The organism is Prauserella endophytica, assembly GCF_005146945.1.
Lineage (GTDB): Bacteria > Actinomycetota > Actinomycetes > Mycobacteriales > Pseudonocardiaceae > Prauserella_A > Prauserella_A endophytica.
This window is the reverse complement of record NZ_SWMS01000023.1, coordinates 1-20,038: the sequence shown is the minus strand read 5'-3', so window position 1 is coordinate 20,038 and position 20,038 is coordinate 1. Positions and strand designations below refer to the sequence as shown.

22 protein-coding genes are annotated in these 20,038 nt (G+C 66.0%); 9 read left to right on the top strand and 13 right to left on the bottom strand.

Features of this window, described 5'->3' with window-relative positions:
- Positions 1 to 80: 80 nt before the first annotated feature.
- Positions 81 to 530 (bottom strand): cupredoxin domain-containing protein, encoded by a 450-nt coding sequence (locus FCN18_RS30020; protein ID WP_137096680.1) that lies wholly within the window; start codon positions 528 to 530, stop codon positions 81 to 83.
- Between the two features lie 116 nt (positions 531 to 646).
- Here FCN18_RS30020 and FCN18_RS30015 point away from each other — a divergent pair, with 116 nt between their 5' ends.
- The 3 genes from FCN18_RS30015 to FCN18_RS30005 are packed head-to-tail and all read left to right on the top strand — an operon-like array spanning position 647 to position 1,416.
- Positions 647 to 844 (top strand): hypothetical protein, encoded by a 198-nt coding sequence (locus FCN18_RS30015; RefSeq protein ID WP_110343958.1) that lies wholly within the window; start codon positions 647 to 649, stop codon positions 842 to 844.
- The gene (locus FCN18_RS30010) at positions 844 to 1,080 is read left to right on the top strand and encodes a hypothetical protein (RefSeq protein WP_110343957.1); all 237 of its coding nucleotides are present in this window, start codon (positions 844 to 846) and stop codon (positions 1,078 to 1,080) included. The genes FCN18_RS30015 and FCN18_RS30010 overlap by 1 nt, the downstream gene beginning before the upstream one ends.
- Positions 1,081 to 1,110: 30 nt before the next feature.
- Positions 1,111 to 1,416: a DUF1707 SHOCT-like domain-containing protein gene (locus FCN18_RS30005; protein WP_206078008.1), complete on the top strand. Its 306-nt coding sequence runs from the start codon at positions 1,111 to 1,113 to the stop codon at positions 1,414 to 1,416.
- An 18-nt stretch (positions 1,417 to 1,434) separates the two neighbouring features.
- On the opposite strand, the gene FCN18_RS30000 is transcribed toward FCN18_RS30005, so the two are convergent.
- From FCN18_RS30000 to FCN18_RS29950, 11 genes are all read right to left on the bottom strand, one after another.
- A complete protein-coding gene (locus FCN18_RS30000) occupies positions 1,435 to 3,360 on the bottom strand; it encodes a copper resistance protein CopC (RefSeq protein ID WP_112276258.1) in 1,926 nt (641 codons plus the stop codon).
- 218 nt (positions 3,361 to 3,578) lie between these two features.
- Positions 3,579 to 4,358: a cytochrome c biogenesis CcdA family protein gene (locus tag FCN18_RS29995; protein ID WP_110343955.1), complete on the bottom strand. Its 780-nt coding sequence runs from the start codon at positions 4,356 to 4,358 to the stop codon at positions 3,579 to 3,581.
- Positions 4,359 to 4,707: 349 nt separating this feature from the next.
- Entirely contained in the window at positions 4,708 to 5,481 is a 774-nt protein-coding gene (locus FCN18_RS29990; protein WP_391356941.1) for a class E sortase, read from the bottom strand.
- A gap of 266 nt (positions 5,482 to 5,747) precedes the next feature.
- On the bottom strand, positions 5,748 to 6,383 hold the full coding sequence (locus FCN18_RS29985; protein WP_110343954.1) for a TlpA family protein disulfide reductase: 636 nt from the start codon (positions 6,381 to 6,383) through the stop codon (positions 5,748 to 5,750).
- Positions 6,380 to 7,195, bottom strand: coding sequence for a tetratricopeptide repeat protein (locus tag FCN18_RS29980; RefSeq protein ID WP_110343953.1), 816 nt, complete (start codon positions 7,193 to 7,195; stop codon positions 6,380 to 6,382). The genes FCN18_RS29985 and FCN18_RS29980 overlap by 4 nt, the downstream gene beginning before the upstream one ends.
- Positions 7,192 to 7,641 carry a cytochrome c-type biogenesis protein gene (locus tag FCN18_RS29975; protein ID WP_228714195.1) on the bottom strand — a complete coding sequence of 150 codons (450 nt, stop codon included), beginning with the start codon at positions 7,639 to 7,641 and terminating at the stop codon, positions 7,192 to 7,194. Before FCN18_RS29975 ends, FCN18_RS29980 begins: the two co-directional genes overlap by 4 nt.
- A 25-nt stretch (positions 7,642 to 7,666) precedes the next feature.
- The gene (locus FCN18_RS29970; protein ID WP_137096679.1) at positions 7,667 to 9,640 is read right to left on the bottom strand and encodes a heme lyase CcmF/NrfE family subunit; all 1,974 of its coding nucleotides are present in this window, start codon (positions 9,638 to 9,640) and stop codon (positions 7,667 to 7,669) included.
- Entirely contained in the window at positions 9,637 to 10,053 is a 417-nt protein-coding gene (locus FCN18_RS29965) for a cytochrome c maturation protein CcmE (protein WP_110343950.1), read from the bottom strand. The genes FCN18_RS29970 and FCN18_RS29965 overlap by 4 nt, the downstream gene beginning before the upstream one ends.
- A gap of 125 nt (positions 10,054 to 10,178) precedes the next feature.
- A complete protein-coding gene (ccsA, locus tag FCN18_RS29960) occupies positions 10,179 to 10,904 on the bottom strand; it encodes a cytochrome c biogenesis protein CcsA (protein ID WP_228714194.1) in 726 nt (241 codons plus the stop codon).
- Positions 10,901 to 11,590, bottom strand: coding sequence for a heme exporter protein CcmB (locus FCN18_RS29955; protein WP_110343949.1), 690 nt, complete (start codon positions 11,588 to 11,590; stop codon positions 10,901 to 10,903). The genes ccsA and FCN18_RS29955 overlap by 4 nt, the downstream gene beginning before the upstream one ends.
- The gene (locus FCN18_RS29950; RefSeq protein WP_228714210.1) at positions 11,587 to 12,225 is read right to left on the bottom strand and encodes an ABC transporter ATP-binding protein; all 639 of its coding nucleotides are present in this window, start codon (positions 12,223 to 12,225) and stop codon (positions 11,587 to 11,589) included. Before FCN18_RS29950 ends, FCN18_RS29955 begins: the two co-directional genes overlap by 4 nt.
- Positions 12,226 to 12,386: 161 nt before the next feature.
- Here FCN18_RS29950 and FCN18_RS29945 point away from each other — a divergent pair, with 161 nt between their 5' ends.
- Together FCN18_RS29945 and FCN18_RS29940 are read left to right on the top strand one after the other, a co-directional pair.
- Complete coding sequence (locus FCN18_RS29945; RefSeq protein ID WP_110343947.1) at positions 12,387 to 13,127, top strand: cytochrome c biogenesis CcdA family protein; 741 nt, start codon at positions 12,387 to 12,389, stop codon at positions 13,125 to 13,127.
- A gap of 37 nt (positions 13,128 to 13,164) precedes the next feature.
- Positions 13,165 to 13,824: a TlpA family protein disulfide reductase gene (locus tag FCN18_RS29940; RefSeq protein WP_110343946.1), complete on the top strand. Its 660-nt coding sequence runs from the start codon at positions 13,165 to 13,167 to the stop codon at positions 13,822 to 13,824.
- Between the two features lie 525 nt (positions 13,825 to 14,349).
- Here the strand turns inward: FCN18_RS29940 and ctaD are convergent.
- On the bottom strand, positions 14,350 to 16,107 hold the full coding sequence (ctaD, locus tag FCN18_RS29935) for an aa3-type cytochrome oxidase subunit I (RefSeq protein ID WP_110343945.1): 1,758 nt from the start codon (positions 16,105 to 16,107) through the stop codon (positions 14,350 to 14,352).
- Positions 16,108 to 16,867: 760 nt separating this feature from the next.
- Between ctaD and FCN18_RS29930 the strand changes: the two genes are divergently transcribed.
- From FCN18_RS29930 to FCN18_RS29915, 4 genes are all read left to right on the top strand, one after another.
- Positions 16,868 to 17,488, top strand: coding sequence for a DUF305 domain-containing protein (locus FCN18_RS29930; RefSeq protein WP_110343944.1), 621 nt, complete (start codon positions 16,868 to 16,870; stop codon positions 17,486 to 17,488).
- Positions 17,489 to 17,579: 91 nt separating this feature from the next.
- Positions 17,580 to 17,945 carry a BlaI/MecI/CopY family transcriptional regulator gene (locus FCN18_RS29925; RefSeq protein ID WP_110343943.1) on the top strand — a complete coding sequence of 122 codons (366 nt, stop codon included), beginning with the start codon at positions 17,580 to 17,582 and terminating at the stop codon, positions 17,943 to 17,945.
- Positions 17,942 to 18,886: a M56 family metallopeptidase gene (locus FCN18_RS29920; RefSeq protein WP_110343942.1), complete on the top strand. Its 945-nt coding sequence runs from the start codon at positions 17,942 to 17,944 to the stop codon at positions 18,884 to 18,886. Before FCN18_RS29925 ends, FCN18_RS29920 begins: the two co-directional genes overlap by 4 nt.
- Before the next feature lie 122 nt (positions 18,887 to 19,008).
- Positions 19,009 to 19,806 (top strand): TIGR02391 family protein, encoded by a 798-nt coding sequence (locus FCN18_RS29915; protein WP_110343941.1) that lies wholly within the window; start codon positions 19,009 to 19,011, stop codon positions 19,804 to 19,806.
- Positions 19,807 to 20,038: the final 232 nt, after the last annotated feature.

Genomic DNA, 20,038 nt, shown 5'->3' with positions numbered 1-20,038 from the left:
ACTATTCAACATAGTAGGTTGGGTACGACTGCGGAATGGGGCTCGCTTAGCCCACCCTGCGCCTGCCAGCGCCGTCGCCGCTAATAGCCATCGGCTCCATCGTCGGTCGTTGAGGCAGCTCGACCGCCAACGGTGGTCTCCATACCTAGTTCTCGATGATTGCCGACAGGGCAGTAGACGTCGTAGACATCGGCGGACAGCGTGACGGTGAGGTTCGCCGACTCGCCTGCGTCAAGCGTTTCAGTACGCTCCTCCTCGATACCAGGGCCCTTGATGTCCAGCGCATGCCGCGCCTGCCCATCGTTGGTCACGACGAACGTGTACCGCCCGGGGGCGAGGGTCCGCTGCGACATGCCGATGCGGAAGTCCGTCAGGGAAACCCTAATGCGCTTTTCTTCCGCCTGACCTCCGGCAGGTGGCGTCGTGGCACCGTCCGCACCATTGGGCCCTCCGCAGCCGACCACGACCAGGCCGGCGACTGCGAGCGCTGCTCCTACGACGTAGTACTGAAGAACACGTCTCGTAGACATGCCGAGCCTCCTGGAAAGTTCTTCTCGTCAGCATCCGCCGCGACGAGCAGAGTTCCAGCAGTGCTAACATCTACTAAAGTTGATAGTAGATTATTGGTGTCGTCGGTGGAGGAATCATGGAATCGCTTCTGCTGGGTCTCGCGGTCTTGGCCTGCCCGGTAGGTATGGGCGTCATGATGTGGCTGATGGGGCGCGGTCGCCGTCAGACCCTTGGCCCCAGGCCCGGCAACGAGCAGCAGATCGCGCTATTGCGAGCGGAGATCGACCAGCTCAAGGCTGAGCGCGCCAACGACCGTGCACGGAGTGAGTACTGATGCCTCTCTGGTTGACCGCGATTGTCCTGGTCGTCGCAATGACTTTCGCCTACATGTTCTGTATCCGACCCACATTACGAGGCCAGGGCCACTGCGCGACTCCCCGCGAGGATCCCGAACTTGACCGGCAGATCGCTGAGCTACGGGAAGAAGTTCGTGTGCTGCGCGCGCAGGACGTCCTGGCCAGCGGTCGGGTGGTCGGCGGCCGGCCCGGGACGCCGCCGGTCGACGACTGAGCTTGCGGGGTTCTCATGGAGCAGTCGTGGATGCGAGCGTCGGATGCCGACCGTGACCGCGTCGTCACAACGCTGCGCCGGCACGTCGGGGACGGACGGCTGACCCTGGACGAGTTCTCGGATCGGGCGGCGTCCGTCTACCGCGCACGCACCCTCGGCGAGGTCGACGAGCTGCTGCGCGACCTACCCACGCTGGATCCCCCGGCGTCCAGAACCATGTCGCTTCGGCGCGTGCCCATGCTGATCTGGCTCGTCCTGGCCGCGCTACTAGGCGCGGCGTTGCTCGCGGCCTCCGGCGCCGCGGTGATGACCCAAATGATGGCTGGTACATGCTAGTGACTGTTCCGCGCTCAGCTACGGGTAGACGAACCGGCGATGGATGAGGTGGCTGCCGTCGGTGAGGGTCTCCTCGCTGATCCGTCCCTGATCGTCGAGCGTTAGCCGGACGGTGGTGGATGCCGCGGGGAACCCCAGCGCGAGCTGGACGGGCTCGCCGTCCCGAGCGATCCGGACGGCGAGCGGCGCCACGCCGGAGGCATAGGGCTCTTGAGCCATGAAGAACTCTCCGGCGAGATCAAGGCGCTGCGGAGCTGGTAGTCGCTGCGTGGTGTCGCTGGTCACAGCCTCGTAAACAGTGAAGCCGTCGATTGCCCGCATCACCTTGACGACCCGCGCAAGTTCCGTGGCAGCGCGCTGCGCGGGCCAAGGCACCACCAGGGCCACCACACCACCACGCCAACCGTCAGCTCCGGCCCGCAACGTCACCACGTTTTCACCGGCGCGCCAGTCCACTGGAGTTGTGAAACAGCCTTCGCCGCAGGCGCGAAACGTCAGTACGCGGTCCTCGTCGCCGGCAGCGACCGCACCAGACAGGTTGTATTGCTGTTGCTCATCGGGCGCGTAATAGTCCCCGCCGCGGGGCGTGGACAACCGCACCACCAGCTGGCCATCGCTCGCTGCGGCTACTACGCCTACCTGACCGGCCAACGCCCCCAACGGAACCTCGAGGCCGCGAGCTGGCGGAGGCGCCGCCGCCATCCGATTGCCCACCGGCGGAGCCGACACGAGCACAGCACTCACCGCAATCACCACGACGAGTACCGCGCTCTCCACTCGCACGAGCATGCCCGCACGAGCCAACCGCTCAGGGCGACGCCCGGCCACCCGGGCTGCGAGCGCTACCCCGGTCGCGAGGACGACGAGACAGAGCTTGGCCACCAACACCTGGCCGTAGGTGGTACTGAATACAGAGGAGAGGGGGATCAGCAGGAGCGCCGACACGGTGCCGGTGCCGACGACCAGGACGAACACCCACGCCGCCAGCCGCATGTAGCCGAGGAAGACCCAGAGCATCGCGACGCGCTCCCGTCGCCAAGCATGTGCGGCACGGCTCACGTGTAGCAGCGCCCCAAGCCACACCGCGACGGCGGCCACGTGCACGGCGGTCAGCAGTGCGCCCCATCCCGGGACGGCGACGTTCGCGTGCGACCGCAGGCCCTCAGCGGCCGCCACCACGAGCAAGGGCGCAACCGTCCACGTCCGCCGCCCGAGAGCCACAAGCACGAGCGCCAACGCGAACGCCGCAGCCTCCACCCCGAGAAGCTGGCCGATCCGATCGATCCAGAGCGTGCTCGCCGTGCCCGCGTCGGTGACAAGTCGGGCGCTCAGCCCCGCCGCGGCGAGCAGCCCGATGAGAATTCCCGGCATCGTCCATGGCCTCAACGCGCGCAGCGCGGGTTTCTCAACACGCGCCGAGTTCGTGAACCGCTCGGCCGCGATACCCCCAAGCGCCACGGCAAGTCCGGCGAACAGCAACCACCGCAGCAGCGCGTCGGCCCAGGCAATCGCGGAGGCGTCGCCACGAGCCACACTCGCCCCAGAAAGCGCCGTGCCGACGGCGAACCTGTACTCGTCCTCCATCGGGTCGCCGTCCGCCCCGGTTACCCGCCATCGCACGATGTAGGTGCCGTGGTCCAGCCGCTGTTGGGCACGAGCCGTCACCATCCGCCCGCCCTGTGTGACGGTCGCCGCGGACAGCGCGACCTCGCCAGCCTCACCGGTCACAGCGAGGGCACGCTTGCCCACGGTGACAGGCTCGTTGAACATCAAGTTGATGACCCTTGGCGAGTCAGGTATCGCGGTCCCCGCCGGCGGGTCGGAGAAGAGCAGCGTCGGATGCGCGCTGGCCCGGGTCGCTCCGACCAGCAGCGTAGCCAAGATGATGATCGATGCAACGCCGGCACGGACGAAGGTTCCGCCCCAGCCCCGAATGTCGATCATCGTCCACCTCCAGGTACCGGGGAGTGTGACCGTCTCAGCCCAAGCCTGCCTGCTCGGCATGCCACAGGCGTTCCGGCAACGCTCGTAGTCGACAGTTGTCGGGCACATCCATCTCGCGGAGCCAGTGCCGCCTTCCACCGGGCGTCACAATGGCAGCGCCCACGATCGGGCTTCGGCAGGGTGGAGGACACTCCAGCATCTCGATTCATCTCACGAACTCAGATGGGCGTGGTGAACCCCGCGATGGGGCCACGCAGCCAGGCCACTAATGCACCCCACAACCCGGTCACCAGAAGCAGACCCACGACCACCAGCATTGCCCCGCCGACGAGCTGGACCTTGCGTTTGTGGAGCCGCAACCAGCCCGTCGTACGAACCGCCCACTGCGCGCCGAGGGCGAGAAGGATGAACGGCAGCCCAAGTCCCAGACAGTAGGCCAATACCAAGAGAATGCCCCTGGCCGTCGTCGAGCCCACCTGCGTGCCGCTGGCCAGTGCGATGACACCTGTCAGGGTCGGGCCCAGGCAGGGTGTCCAGCCAAGCCCGTAAACCGCGCCCATCACGGGCGCGCCGGCGATGCCACCACGCGGCAAGCGGCGCAAGCGCACGTCGCGTTGCAACATCGGCACCAACCCGAGGAACACCAAGCCCATGCCGATCGTGATGACGCCGCCGATGCGCTGCAACAGATCTTCGTTGTCCAGCAAGAAGTCGGCCGCGCCCACTACCGCTACCACAGCGGCGAGGAACACCACGGTGAAGCCGAGTACGAACATGAACGCGGCACCCGCGACCCGCCACCGGCCCCTGCGGTGGCTGGCATCGCTCTCATGGACGGAAGGCGCGCCGGCTCCCGCGAGACCCGCTAGGTAGGCCAGGTATCCCGGGACCAACGGCACGCAGCACGGCGAGGCGAACGACACCGTCCCAGCGGCCACCGCCATCAAGGCAGCGAGAAGGATCGGTCCGGATATGACAAATTCGGTAAGACCACTCACCTGATTTCCACCACGTCGTTCGGTCCGCCTTGACTTACTAATTGACGTAGTAGCTTACGATGCTCTCGTTGTCGCGGTGCACCGACCTCCCCGGGCCGGTACCGACTGGCGAGCGAGGACGCGTCACGGTCAGCGTTGATCGGCTGAGATCGGGGCGCCAACCGGTCGACCGGTTGCCACACCACCCGTCGCCCGGCAATGACGGATGACTCTTGCTGATGGCCGCCGTCGTGGCGCTGGTGGTCGCAGGCCCGTACGCGGCCATACCCCCTCGGCTGACCTGGCCTCTTACGGCTCGTTCCCGCCTGAACCAACCGTCGAGCCGGTACGAGCCATCATCGCGAGCAGGTCAGGCTTCGCCAATCCTGCCCAGCAGATCTGCGTAACCTGCGCTCGGTCGTTTCTGGAACTCGTCGGTCAGGACCGCATGGATGATCATCCGCAGGCGGGCGGAGAACTTCGGGTGACACGTCGTCAACGTGAGCAGGGGTGCCCGCGAGGTCACGGGAACCCCTGCTCGCGCCTGGTACGGCACCGGAGCCACTGCGTCACGTCGGTCCGGTGTGACGATCACGCGCCCGAATGTCGCGCCATACGGGCCTCCGTCAGCCGCCGATGGGACGCGAAGCGTCGACACATTGGCGCACTTAGGCCGTCTCCGCTTACGTTCTTCCCAGCTCGCCATCTCCTCCTTCATCGGCAGCACACGGTAGACGAAGTACCGGTCGGCGGTCTCGATGACAATCGCGTCGCAGGAATTCAGCAGGTCCAGGTCGTTGAACGGGGCGCCCTTGCCAACCCGGTGGCCCGCGACCGCGAAGTTGCCCGGTTCGCCGGGCAACGCCGTGTCCTTGTAGTGTCCAGGCCCGATAGCCAGTGTTGCAGGATCGACTCCTTCCTGAATCGTGAACTCGTAGTCAGCGCCGAAGGACGGGATGAATATCCGGGCGAACGCCTTGCCATCGATCGGCGTCGCGCGGACCTCCCGCTCGCGCGACCATCGATCGTCCAGTTCCGCGCTCGCCTCTCGTTGTTTGCCCGCCGACACCCAGTCGGTCACGTAAACCTGGTACACGACGAATAGCAGGACCACGATGCCAATGGTGACCAACAGTTCACCCACGACGCGAATCGTTCTGCGCACCGAGCCTGGTCGTGACGCCGTCATGGGGAGTGTGCCCGAGTGACGCGGGAATTCAGCCAGGGTGACCGGCGAGGGCTCACCAGCCGGCTCGTACCTGTGCACAACGCTCCTCGTTGTTCGGACGTCAGGCAACGACGACTGGCACAGACCTACGGCACACCCCAGCCCGGGAACCAGCCCATACTATTCTAGCTAGTAGATAGGTGTGCAAACCCCAGAAACCCTCTGGCACAGTACTCACGAGCTCATTGACCTGGCGCTGGCTGAACCGAGCCTTCGGTCCGGGATCGTGGTTCACGTCCGGCAAGGATCCGGTCGAGCGCCGCGGAGAGCAACTGGTAATTCGAAGGTCCGGCGATCTTGCCGACGATGGTCCCGTCGCGGTCGATGAAGAAGGTCTCCGGCACGCCGAATACGCCGAACTCCAAGGCCAGCTTCGTACCCGGGTCTGTGACATAGCGGTACGCGGACGGGTCCCCGCGGCCCAGCTCATCGAGGAAGCCAACTGCGGCACCGCGCTGGTCCTGGTAGTTGACGCCCACGAATACGACACCCGCCGAGCGATAGTTGTTTGCCGCCGACACCAGCGCGGAATGTTCTTCTCGGCAGGCCACGCACCAGGAGGCCCAGAAGTTCACGACGACGATCTGGCCCCGCATATCGGCAAGTGACACGGCCCCGCCGCCCTCTAGCTTCGGCAGGGTCGCGGTCGGGGCGGGCTTTCCGATAACAGGGCTGTCGACCAGAGTGGGGTCCTGTCCGAGTCGGCTGCCGAAGATCGCACCGATACCGACCGCGACGATCGCGACCCCGAGGGCGATCCACCGCACACGCCGCCAGTAGCGCGCACGCGCTGATGTCGCAGCATCGTGGATGGTCATTGGCCACCAGCCCGTTCAGCTTCCGTGATCAGCCGCCGCACCTGCTCGCGGAGGTCGCTGCCGAGATCGCCGCGCTGGGCGAGCGAGCGCAGGATGCCAAGTGCAGCGGTCGGGTCCTTCCGACCGCCGAGCAGGATATTCGCCTTGAACCACAGCGCATCCTGCATGGTTGGAGCGATGGCCAGTGCCTGGTCGACGAAGCGCAGCGCCGCCTCGGTCTGACCCATCTTGAACAGCAGCCACCCGGCGCCGGCCTGCACCTCGGGGTTGCGTGGATCCTGTTTCAGCGCCACACCGTAATGCTCCGCGGCCTTGTCGTAGTTGCCTTTTTCGAGGTAGCGGTCGGCCAGAGCGAGCCGCATCCCGACAACGGTGGGGTTGGCCTTCACCACGCCTTCCATCTCAGCCTCGCTGACGGTCGATAGATCGCGCGGTGCCGGTGCCCGGCTTGCGGGCGCCGGCCCAGCCTGTGTCTGGGCGACCTCGTTGCCCGTGACGAACCCACCGTCGGGGCGGGTTGCCACGTATTGGGGCAGGAGGACGGCAGCGAACACCGCCACAGCTGCTGCGGCGACGTACGCGGCGATCCGGGCGCGGGAACGGCGGGAGGGTCTCGGAGCCTCCTGGTGCTCGATGGATGGCAGCGACGCCAAGGCACCGAGCGCGTGTGCGGCGGTCGCCTCGTAGCGGCGGCGCAGCTTCTCGGCAGCTTCCTCCGGGATCTCCCTGTCGGCTACCTGACGTTCGAGATCGACGATGTCACGGAGTGCTTGGTCACGGCACTGTTCAAGCAGTTCGCGATCAGTCTTCATGGCATGTCCCCATCAGCGCCTCTGGATCGCACCTGGTCAACGGCCCGCCTCACACGGATGCGGTCCTGGCTGGTAACCTCGTCGACTGCATCCGGCCGTCTACGCAGCAGGGCCAGCGCAACACCGCCGACCACGACAGCAGCGACCGGCAGCATCCACAGCGCAAGGGTTGATCCGCTCGCCGGCGGGTCGAGCAGCACCCAGTCGCCGTAGCGGGCGCGAAAGTAGTCGATGATCTCCTGATCGCCGCGCCCTGCGGCCACCTGGTCGGCCACCACGGCGCGCATCGCTTCGGCGGTCTCGGCCGGCGACTCCGCGATCGACACGCTCTTGCACACCGGGCAACGTAACCGCTGCTCGAGTTCGTACGCGCGGTCCGGGGTCCCCGGCCCCGCGGCGAGCAGGCCACCGACGGCGAGCCCTACGAGAGCGACGATGGCCAGCACAAGTCCACCTTGGGAGACCCTGCCGCTACGCATCTGCCATCACCGGCTCGGGGGTGTTGTTGGCTGTGGCGCGGCGAGTCCGGCCGCTCAAGGCCCAGAACCCTCCGGCCGCGATCAGGCCGCCGCCGACCCACATCCAAACCATCAACGGGTAGCGGTACAGGTTAAGCGACACCTGGTCGTCACCGAGCTGCACGAGCGCGACGTAGATGTCTCGGCTCGGGCCGCTCCACACTGACGGCTGACCGACCGCCTGGGTCTGGTTGTTGAAGCTGTTCAGCCGTGGCTCGGCCACCCAAGCCACCTGACCGTCGCTGCGGAAGACTATGTGCGCATCGCGCGTCGACCGGTCCGGTTGTGTGTGCTCCTCACTATGCTCGAACGTCAACGTGTAACCGGCGAACTCCACAGACTCTCCACGGTCGACCGTCACCGTGGCCCGCGTGGCGAGCACGCCGGAGACCGCGATCACCACGGCCACCACGGCCACGCCGATGTGCGCAAGCTGCCCGCCCCAGTAGGCCCTCTGTCCGCGCAGCACGCGCGGCACACCCTTGCGCCGTGGCTTCGGCGCGGTGACGATGAGCTGCCGCACGCTGGCCGTGACGACGGCCACGGCGATGCCGGCCACAATGACCACCCCCGCCGAGGAGATACCGCCCGGGACCACCAGCGCGGCCGCGGCAGCGCTCCCAAGGAGCGAGGGAACCCTCAGCCGCGCCCACAAGACAGCCACCGAGGCGTGCCGGTAGGGCGTGAACGGCCCTACGCCCATCGCGAGTAACAGGGCAAACGACAGCGGCACGGACATCCGGTCGAAGAACGGCCGTCCCACGGAGACCTGGTTACCGGTGAGGGCCTCCACGATGATCGGATACAGGGTGCCGCTGAGTACGACGAACGCGAACAACGTCAACAGCAGGTTGTTGACCAGGAACACGCCCTCCCGACTGGCGAGCGACTCCGGACGCGCTGGAGAGGCGACGCGGTCGCCGCGCAGCGCGAACAGCGTCAACCCGCCAGCCAGTACGAGGATCAGGAATCCCAGGAACGCCGGACCCACTCCGGATTCGGTGAAGGAGTGCACCGAGGCAACTACACCGGAGCGAGTCAGGAACGTCCCCAAGATGGTCAGCGCGAACGTGGCGATCACCAGCACGAAGTTCCACGCCTGCAGCATCCCTCTTTTGACCTGAACCACGGCCGAGTGGATAAAGGCGGTCGCCACCAGCCATGGGATCAGCGCGGCATTCTCCACCGGATCCCACGCCCAGTAGCCACCCCATCCGAGTACCTCATACGACCACCACGCGCCGAGCACGAGGCCGGCGGTGAGAAAACTCCACGCCACCAGATTGGCGCGCCGGGTCCGCCGCAGCCACTCCACCCCGCCCTTACGCAGCAGCAGCGCGGAGATCGCGAAAGCGAACGGCACGGTGAACCCGACGAAGCCGAGGTAAAGCAGCGGCGGGTGGAAGGCGACCATGACATGGTCGGCCAAGATCGGGTTCGGGCCAGGCCCGTCGGCTGGTGGGTTCGGAAGGATCTTGAACGGGTTGGCCACAGTGGACACCAACCCGAAGAAAAAGACGCTCACCACGCCCAGGACCGCGAGCGCACCGGTGCCCAACCGGTCGTCGGTGCTGCCCACCTGCCGCATCACCGCCGCGGTATATCCGGCAAGAACGAGCGCCCACAGCACGATGCTGCCGCCCAGCGCTGACCACGCGCTGGTCACCGTGAAGAACAACGGTGTGGCACGAGAATGCGTCTCGGCAACATAGGACATCGCGAAGTTGTCGGTAAGCAGCGCGACTTCCAAGGCGGCCATGGCCAACACAGCACCGCCCACCATGCACCACACGGCGAATCGCAGCTGACTCCGGCGTACGGCGCTCGGCCGGCGCTGCGCGCGGAATCCGAACACGCTGAGCACGAACGAACCGGCCAGTCCGAGTAGGGTGCCCACCCAGCCAATCGCGGGTGTCAACACGGTCACTGGGCGCCTCCTTCAGTGTCCGGAGGCTGATAGTTCTCGTCGTGCTTGACCTTCATCGTGTCGGACACGAACTCGTCGCCCTGCCAGGAACCCTCGAGCACCACACCGATCCCGGCCTGGAACAGTTGCGCCGGCGCGCCGTGGTGCTCCACCGTGATTGAGGGACTGCCGGGCTCGACGCCGGACGCGACCGCGAACCGGAGCCCGTCCTGAGTGCGGACCACAGTGTCCTTCTCAACGAAGCCCCCCAGCTGGAAACGCCTCCCGTCGGGGAACTCGACTCGCTGAGCCAGAGCCTCCTGCGGCGTCAGGTAATACACCAGGTTCTCGTTGAGGTTCCCGAACAAGAGCACCCCGGCAAGGATCGCCACCACGCCGACGCCGGAGAACGCCAGCAGCCGGTATCGCTTCACCGCCGATCACCCATCCGACGCCTCGCTCCCACCCACCGGCGAACGAGCGTCACCATGTACCCCGCGATCGCGAGGAGCGCAACGCCGTACCCGAGCAAAACCCAGGACCATTGGGACATCGGTACCTACGACCTCTCCAGACGGGGAGCCAGCACGGCGTTGCCGGCGAGCTCCTGACCCTCGCCCAGCGACGTCCTCTCCAACTCCTCTTCAACGACCGCCAGCCTCATTCGAGCGCGAAGCAGCAGCAGGTACAGCAGCGTGAACGCCAGCACGTTGAGCAACAACGTCGCGAGCATGACGTGGTCGATGCTCGGATCGCCGGGCTTGAGCACTGTCGGAGGCTGGTGCAGCGCCCGCCACCACACCACAGACATGTGCACGATCGGCACCTGGACGAACGCCACTACTCCGAACACCGCCGAGCGGCGTGCCCGCGCCACCGAGTCAACTGTGGCGCGCCGCAACGCGAGATAACCGAGGTAGACGAAGAACATCACAGCGGTGGTGACCACCCGTGGATCCCACGTCCACCACACTCCCCAAGTCGGCTTCCCCCAGATCGACCCGAGCACGATGGCAAGGCCGGTGAAGAACACCCCTACCTCGGCGCTGGCCGCGGCGACGCGGTCGTAACGCGCCGTGCGCCGCCACAGCCAGCCGACGCTGCTGCCCAACGTGACCGCGAAACTCAGATACGCGAGCCAGGCGGCCGGTACGTGGATGTACATCAGGCGCTGGACGTCCCCCTGCACGCGATCGGGAGGGGCGACCATAGCCGCAACCAGGCCCGCGGACATCGCCACCACGCCCACGACTGTCAGTCGCCGTCCGAAGAGAATCCTGGTCATGCCGACTCCTCCAGTTGCCGTGCGGCCAATGCCGTAGCCACGATGATCAGCAGGTCGATCACCAGCACGAGGAACAACCATGCCCACGGCTGGCGGGCGTACCGTGCGGCCGCCAAGGTCTGCGTCGCGCCCAGCACCAGTGGCGCTGCCAAGGGCACCACGAGTAACGCCCCGAGCGTGGTCCGTCCGGCCAGGCCGTGTGCCAGCGCGCTGGCCAGAGTGCCGAGCACTGCCAGGCCCACCGCTATGAGCGGGAACAGGGGGAGTAGCCACGGCCAGCCGGAAAGATCCGGGTCGTAGAGCGCGATCGCGACCGGCGTGAGCAGCAGCTCGAACGCCACGAGCAGCACCGCGTTTGCCAGTGTTCGACCAGCCAGCCGGACTGCGGGGTGAACGCCGCACAGCCGGAGCATCGCGAGTTGGGCCGGGCCCTCTACAGCGCTCTGCCGCAGCGTCACTAAAACCCCGAACAGGAGTACTACAACCCAATACAGGCCAGGGCCCACCTGCCGCAGCAGCGGCGCGTCGCTGCCGATCGCGAGCGGAACAAGGAGCAGCGCCACCGCCCCAAACGGCGCTGTGACCAGTAACGCTTCGCCGGCGCGCAGCTCCAGTCGCAGGTCCTTGCGCGCCAACTCGGCACACTGCCGGATCGGGCCAGGTGTTGCGGATGGCACCTGCCTCATGCTGGCACCTCCTCATCAGCAGGGACAGCCTGCCCGTTCCTTATTTCGACCATGCGGTCCGCGAGGTCTCGAAGACGTGGCTGGTCGTGCGAAACGATGACACTCGCGCCGCCACGTTCGCTGACCCGCCGGATCACGACTTCCACGAGACCGATCGACCCGTCGTCCAGCCCAGCGTGTGCCTCGTCGAGCAGCAGCAACCTGGGCTGCGCAAGCAGAACACGGGCCAGCTCCGCCCGCCGCAGCATTCCCTGCGAGCACGCCTCCGCCCGCCGGTCGCCCGCCGGCGCCAGCCCCACTAATTCGAGCGCATCGTCAGCAGCCTGCTCACGACGTCCCGTCAGCCTGGCCAGGAAGCGCAAGTTCTCCCGTAGCGTCAGCCGCGGATATAGGGAAGGCACGTGCCCGACCAACGCAATGCCGGGACGCACCGCGAAACTCTCGTCCGTGCCCAGCTCGGCGCCGAGCACTCGGCCGTGCCCGCGCACCGGCGCCAGCAGCGTCGCCAACACCCGCAGCAGGGTGCTCTTGCCCGACCCATTCGCACCGACCACGCCGACGGATTCTCCCGCCGTGACACCAAGCGTAAGGCCGCGCAAAACTGGGACGCGTTCGACGACGACCGCTACGTCCATCAACGTCACGATGCTGTCACTAGCGGACACTGGGCTCGGCATAGTCGGACTCCGGATGAGCGCTGACGCGCACGCTGATTACTATCTCAAGTCGTAGGTTACTGGTTGAGCCCGGCTGTTCCGCAAACGGGTCGACGCGCCTTGAGAGGGAGGTGAGACGGATGGAGCTCTTCGCCCTGGCGTCACTGGCGCTGGTAGCCGGACTCGTCTCCTTCACTTCTCCCTGCACACTGCCACTGCTGCCCGGTTACGTGTCCTACGTCTCCGGGCTCACCGGACCCGTAGCCGCTGGCGAGCCGCTACCTGCCCGAGAGCGCCGGAAGGCATTGAGCGGCGCTTTGCTTTTCATCGCGGGGTTCTCCGCCGTGTTCACGACACTCGGCGCAACCTCGTCAGCGCTGGGCTACCTCCTCGCAAACAACCTGCGCACGATCAACATCGTCGGCGGAGCACTGATCGTGGTGATGGGCCTCGTAACGACCGGCCTGATCAGGATCCCGCTGCTGCATCGCCAACTTCGATTCGACCTCACGCGGTTCGGCCGGGGTCCGGGGGGCGCCCTTCCCCTGGGCGCGGCATTCGCGTTCGGCTGGACCCCGTGCGTGGGACCGGTACTCGCCTCCATCCTGACCACCGCCGCGAGCACCGCGACCGTCGGCCGCGGAGCAGTGCTCCTGCTTGCCTACTCGCTCGGACTCGGGCTGCCCTTCCTGCTGCTGACCCTTGGGCTCGCCCGCGGCAGGACCGGCTCCGACTGGTTCCGCCGTCACGCGCGCCGGATCGAGGTGGCCGGTGGAGTGCTGCTCATCGCGATGGGAGTCGCCATACTCACCGGCGGCTGGACCGCATTGATGGGCAGGATGCTCGCACTCTACGCCCGTCTGGGCTGGCCACCGATCTAAAATCTACGATGATTGTTAGTAGCAATGGAGGTGGCGGATGACGAGTGCGGGGCGATGGACCATCGTCGTGGTAGTCCTGGCCGTGGCGGGCATCGTCGCGCTCTGGCCAAGAGGCGGCGAGGACGAGGGCGGCGGGCCCGTTGACTTAAACACCATCTCCTCTCTGCCCGCAGCCGGACCACCGGAGGACGACGCCGCACTCGCTCCACTACGGCAACGCGCCGCCATGCAACCCTGTCCGAGCCGCTCCCCCGACGCGCCAGCACCACGAGGTCCACTGGCCGATGTCCGCGCCCCGTGCCTCGGCACGCCGGGCATGGTCGACCTCGGTGCAACCCTCGCCGGAAGGTCGACACTCCTCAACTTTTGGGCCTCATGGTGCGTGCCCTGCCGCGAGGAGATGCCCGTACTCGCCAGCTACGCCGGGCGCCCTGGCTCGGTCGCAGTTCTTGGGGTCAACGTGAAGGAGCAGGCCTCGGCCGGGCTGGAATTCATGGCGGATCTCGGCGTGGCCTACCCCTCTCTTTACGATGGCAACGAGGCCGTGCTGAAAGCCCTGCGGGTCCCTCCGGTGCTGCCGGCCAACTACCTCGTGCTGCCCGACGGCTCAGTCGAGCGCATCACCGACCCCCTCGTCTTTCGCAATGCGGACGAGGTGCAGGCCGCAGTCGATCGCGTCATGAGAGGATCTCCATGACAGCGCGGCCGCGGCGTCGGTTGCACCCCTCCTGCCAGCCATCCCGATCGGCTGCTGGGTCGCCAGTCTGGTGTTCGATGTCGCATCCCAGCTCGTTGTCGACCGCGGGTTTCCGGTGAGGGCCGCGTCCTGGTCGATCAACATCAGACTGGCGGGTTCGTCAACGCAGGTACTTCCGGGCTCGCCGATGCCCTGCCGATTCCCTCGTTGCGGGCCGGCGACGGCGCCGGACAACCCATCTCGGGCCGCGCTGATCTGGTTGTCAGCCCTCAGTGTGGCCCTGGTGCCCGCCGCCTGACCCGCGGCTCCCGCGATCGCGGGAGCTCGCCTCGATGCCGCGGTGAACAACGCGGAGCTCTCCGCGTTCCTGCTCGGGATCGGAGTGGGTGTGACCGCCCAGGTCATCGCCCAATCGCATCGTTGCTTTAAGACGATAGCGGCAGCCCCCGCGACAGCCGGCGGCATCGCTCGCTAGTGGCCTGCTCGCCATGTATCTCACGGACCTGTTCGTGGTATTAGAGCCGGTCAGCCGGTATCACCCTTCGTCGCCTCCGAAGCCTGCACCGACAGGGGCTGCCGATCGGTTCCGTGCGGTCTGACCTTGCCGGTGAAGGTGATGTGCCCTTCCCTGCGCAACCGCTCGACTACGTGCGGGTAGTGCAGCTCGAACGCGGGCCGCTCCGACCGGATCTTCGGCAGCTCGGTGAAGTTGTGGCGAGGCGGCGGGCAAGACGTGGCCCACTCCAGTGAGTTGCCGTAGCCCCAGGGGTCGTCCACGTCGACGGCATCGCCGTACCGATAGCTGCGCACTACGTTCCACACGAACGGCAGCATCGACAGCCCCAGCACGAACGCGCCAATCGTCGAGACGGTGTTCAACAGCGTGAACCCATCGGAGGGCAGGTAGTCGGCGTAGCGGCGGGGCATGCCCTCGGCGCCGAGCCAGTGCTGCACGAGGAACGTGGTGTGGAAGCCCACGAACGTCAGCCAGAAATGCAGCTTGCCCAGCGGCTCGTTGAGCATCCGTCCCGTGATCTTCGGGAACCAGAAGTAGATGCCCGCGAACGTCGCGAACACGATGGTGCCGAACAGCACGTAGTGGAAATGCGCCACCACGAAGTAGCTGTCCGTGATCTGGAAGTCCAACGGTGGAGCGGCCAGTAACACTCCAGTCAGCCCGCCGAGCAGGAACGTCACCAAGAATCCCACCGACCACAGCATCGGCGTCTCGAACGTCAGCTGGCCCTTCCACATCGTGCCGATCCAGTTGAAGAACTTGATGCCGGTGGGCACGGCGATCATGAACGTCAGGAACGAGAAGAACGGCAGCAGCACCGCGCCCGTGGCGAACATGTGGTGGGCCCACACGACGAACGACAGCGCCGTGATGCCCATCGTCGCGAACACCATCAGCCGGTAGCCGAACAACGGTTTGCGGCTGAACACCGGGATGATCTCGGTGATGATCCCGAAGAACGGCAACGCGACGATGTAGACCTCGGGATGACCGAAGAACCAGAACAGGTGCTGCCAGAGGATCGCACCGCCGTTGGCGGGGTCGAACACGTGAGCGCCCAGATGCCGGTCGGCGGCGAGCGCGAACAGCGCAGCCGTGAGGATGGGGAACGCGGCGAGGATCAGCACGCTGGTGAACAGGATGTTCCAGGTGAAGATCGGCATCCGCCACATCGTCATGCCCGGCCCGCGCAGGCACGCGACAGTGGTGATCATGTTGACGGCGCCGAGGATCGTGCCGAGACCAGACACAATGAGCCCGAAGATCCACAGGTCACCGCCAACGCCAGGCGAGTACTCGGCGCGCGACAGCGGCGCATAAGCGGTCCAGCCAAAATCAGCACCGCCACCGGGCGTCAAGAACGACGCGACCACGATCGTGCCACCGAAAAGAAACAACCAGTACGACAGCGCGTTCAGCCGGGGAAACGCCATGTCTGGAGACCCGATCTGCAATGGCAGTACGAGATTGGCAAAGGCAAATACGACCGGTGTCGCGTAGAGCAGCAGCATGATCGTGCCGTGCATCGTGAACAGCTGATTATACTGCTCCTGCGACAGGAACTGCAGACCCGGCCTGGCGAGCTCACCCCTCATCAGTAACGCCAGCGCTCCACCGATCATGAAGAACGCTAACGACGTCGTGAGGTAGAGAACGCCGATCTGCTTGTGATCGGTAGTCCGCAGCAGCGACAGCAGCCGCGAGCCCTTAGGTGGCGGACGGACAGAAGCACGCCGTGCGGCAATACGGCCGGATTGGACTGCCATGGCCGGACTCCACTTCACACGACAGTAGCCACGTTCCACTATGCTAGATAGTAGTTCAGTGAGGAAGGTCACGCGAGTGTTGCATCGCCGCAGGTCAGGACCGCACGGCCCAGCTTGCACCCACCAGACAAGACCGGCGATAAGCAATGCCCGTACCCTCGTCCTGGCCCAGCTGACAACACGACCCTCGCGTTGAACTACCGAGCAGCAGAGGCATTAGTTCCCGTCGGTCGACGCCCACTGGTCAGTCGCTATCGTGATACCTATGCGAGCGAACACGCGCCGAGCACAGCACGTGCTCCTACTGTGCACCCTCGCTCTGGCCGTGCTCAGCATGCACCACGTGCCCTCTCTCAAAGCGCACTCGACGATAGACGGCGAGCCGGCAGCAAGCACCGAGATGCCACATTCCCCGGTCAGCCCTGCCGCGCTGCCGGAGACCCCCTCTGCCGGCACTCCAGACCCAGGAGTCGACCACCACGACCTGGTCCATCTCTGCCTCGCCGTGCTGCTCGCGGCCACCGGCCTCATGCTGCTCGCCACATGGCTGACGGTCACGATCGACGCTCGAACGCTTATACACCATGCCCGGACGCGCTCGTTCCCATGCCCAGGAAGCAGGTCACCACCTAGAACTGGACGATCGCTACTCACCTCCATCTGCCTTCTCCGCATCTAGATGGTCACCCAGCGTCTTCAAGTAGATACGCAGGGAAGTTCTGGATGTTCACGAGTCAAGAAGACAGAAGGTTGAACTCTCATGAAAAAGACATTGATCGGCGCGGGCGCCGCAGCGCTCCTCGCACTCGCCGCCGGCTGCGGTGGCAACGATGATGACATGTCGGGCATGGATATGGGCCAGAGCGGAAGCTCCGCCCCTGCCACGAGCGCGACGCAGGCCGGGCACAACGACGATGACGTCGCGTTCGCACAGATGATGATCCCGCACCACCAGCAGGCGGTGGACATGGCCAAGATGGCCGTCGAACGCGCCACCGACCCCAAGGTGAAGAACCTCGCCTCACGGATCCAGGGCGCACAGGATCCGGAGATTCAGCAGATGACCAACATGCTGAAGACCTGGGGCGCACCGGCAACGCCCACCATGTCGAGCATGCCCGGGATGGACATGCCCGGCATGGAGGGCATGGAAGGCGGCATGAGCGATCAGGAGATGCGGCAACTCGAGCAGGCATCGGGGGCCGACTTCGATCGACTGTGGATGGAGATGATGATCAAACATCATCAGGGTGCCGTCGACATGGCCAAGGACGAACTGAAGAACGGCAGCAACGCCGAGGCCAAGGCGCTGGCACAGCAGATCATCAACGCCCAGGAAGCGGAGATCACTGAGATGCAGGCGATGCTTGACCAGCAATGAGCTGAACCATGAGCTCTGTGCGGGGAGCGGCCTATGGCTACTCCCCGCACGGGGGCTCCTCGCGTACGATGTTGCTTCGTAAGGAGGTGCCATGCACGGTCTGGGCGAGCTCGAGGCTGCGGTGATGGATGTGCTCTGGCGGACGGACGAGCCGATGAAGGTCCGCGACGTGCTGGAGCAGCTCGACACTGGCAAGCAACTGGCCTACACCACGGTCATGACCGTGCTGGACAACCTGCACCGCAAAGAGTGGGTAGAGCGGGAGCTCCACGGCAAGGCCTACTACTACGAAGCGTCGTTCAGTCGGGAGGAAGCCGCCGCACAGTCGTTGCGCGACGTGCTCGAGGCCTCCGGCGATCCCGAAGCGGTTCTGATGCACTTCATCGCCTCGGGATCCGATAAGGAAACCGACCTGCTCCGCAGCGCGCTGCGGAAGAAGCGAGTCCGGCGCCGATGACGATCGCCGTGGCGTTGCTCGCCGGCGCACTCGCCGTAGGATGGCTTGTCCCCGGTGTCCTGCGGCGGGCGGACCTGCGGCGCCGCGACCCCCTGCTCCTGATCGTGGCATGGCTGATCTCGATGGCAGGTGTCGTGCTCGCCGCCGCCGCCGGGGTCCTGCTGTTACTCACGCCGGGCCACGGTGCGGGCGCCCCCCTGTTGGTGTTGATCGACCGGTGCTGGTCCGCCGTCCAGCACGGCTCACCACCCCGAGTTGAGGAGTTCGCGGGCCTGTTGGGCCTCGCTCTACTGGGCGCCTTCGCCGTCCGACTCGTTGTCGTCTCCATCCGCGGTGCCCGGCGCAGAGCCCGTAAACGTCAGGAGAACCTCTCACTGCTACGACTGGCCGCCCGGAAAGAGACCGGACCACCTGACACCCTGTGGCTCGCACATGACCGTCCATTGGCGTTCAGCATGGCCGGTCGCCCCGGCGTCGTCGTGGCGACTGAAGGCCTCACCCGCCATCTAGATGATCACGCGGTCGCGGCCGTCCTCACGCACGAGCAGGCACACCTCGCCGGCCGGCACCATCTGCTGGTCGCCACCGCGGATGCCTTGCGCGCGGCCTTGCCGTTCGTGCCGTTGTTCACCCAGGCTCCGCGCGCAATCCGCGAGCTGGCCGAGTTGGCAGCCGATACCGCCGCCGTGCGCCACTGTGGACCGGCCGCGGTCCGGACCGCGCTGCAGAAGGTATCCAGCCACGGTGCTCCGAGCGCGTCACTGGCCATGGCGCAGGAAGCCGTGGACCTGCGGCTCGCGCGCCTGCGCCACGGATCGGTTCCGCCGGGCGGACTGCGCAGGGCAATCTCGTGCGGGATCACGGGCGTAACGGCAGCCGCCCTCCCCTTCCTCGCCGGAGCTGTCCTGCTCCTGCTCATCACACTTGTCAGCTGCCGCTAGGCCGCTTAACCGACCCTCCCTGCTCCGACGCCGCAGTACGAGGGCGCCCGAAGCGCACGACTCGAAGACACGGCTTCCGAACGCGGCTCCAGCGAAACACCGACGTCGTCCTCCACGACTTGATGATCAAGCACGACAGCTTGATCTACGGAGGCACTATGCAGCCCACGCCCTGGGACCTTCACGCCGACGTCGTCATGTCATTGCCGCTCGACGACCTCGCTCTGCGCGTCCTGAAGGATGCCCACAACAGCAAGGAGTGGAACTGGCAGAACTGGCTCAACTCGGCACGCCAACACGCCTACCCCGGGAACAGATCAGCGCTCCGGGCCCTGTCGGAAGCTTGGGCCTGGCTACTCAACCGCGGACTCGTGATCTGGGATCCTGAACAGTCTTCGCCCGCTGCTTTCGTCATCAGCCGTCAAGGACATGAGGCTCTCGAGCGCGGCCTTCCTTGGCTCCGCGCAGTTCAGCGCCTCGACCTTCAACTTGTCCCGGAACTCGAAGCCAAAGCCCGACCGCAGTTTCTTCGAGGCGATTTCGAAGCCGCGGCATTCATGGCCATGAAGGAGGTCGAGATCCGAGTACGGGCCTTGAGCGAACTCTCCGATAGTCTCGTCGGCACGAAACTCATGCAGGCCGCTTTCCGGCTGCCGCCCAAGGACGATGTCGACCGAGCTTCAGAGGCGGGACCGCTCTGGCGACCCGACATCGACCCCGGCGAGTCGGTCGCGCTCATGGATCTCTTCAAGGGAGCCATCGGATTGTTCAAAAACCCGGCAAGCCACCGCCGGGTCGACTACACCGACTCCACGGAGGCCGCGGAGATCCTGCTACTCGCCGATCTCCTCATGCGTCTACTCGACAAAATCGGAGCGACCTCAACAGGCGACGACTCGCCGCCACCCCGGTCCCGTTGAGGACGAGTTGGCTCCGCTGGCGTTCCATCGCACACGTCAGCGAGTCGGGGGACCCATCGCTGCCGGCCCTACAGGGATGCCTCGGCGCTACGCCGGGGGGGCCGAAAGGTCAATTGCCGAGGTTCGGAATGGGTCCCTCGGTAGCGGCTGACCGCGCCTAGGTGTACCCGGCCAGGACGTTGGTAGCGGCGAGCCTGGTTGAACGGGCGAGAACCTCCGGATGGGATGTGGC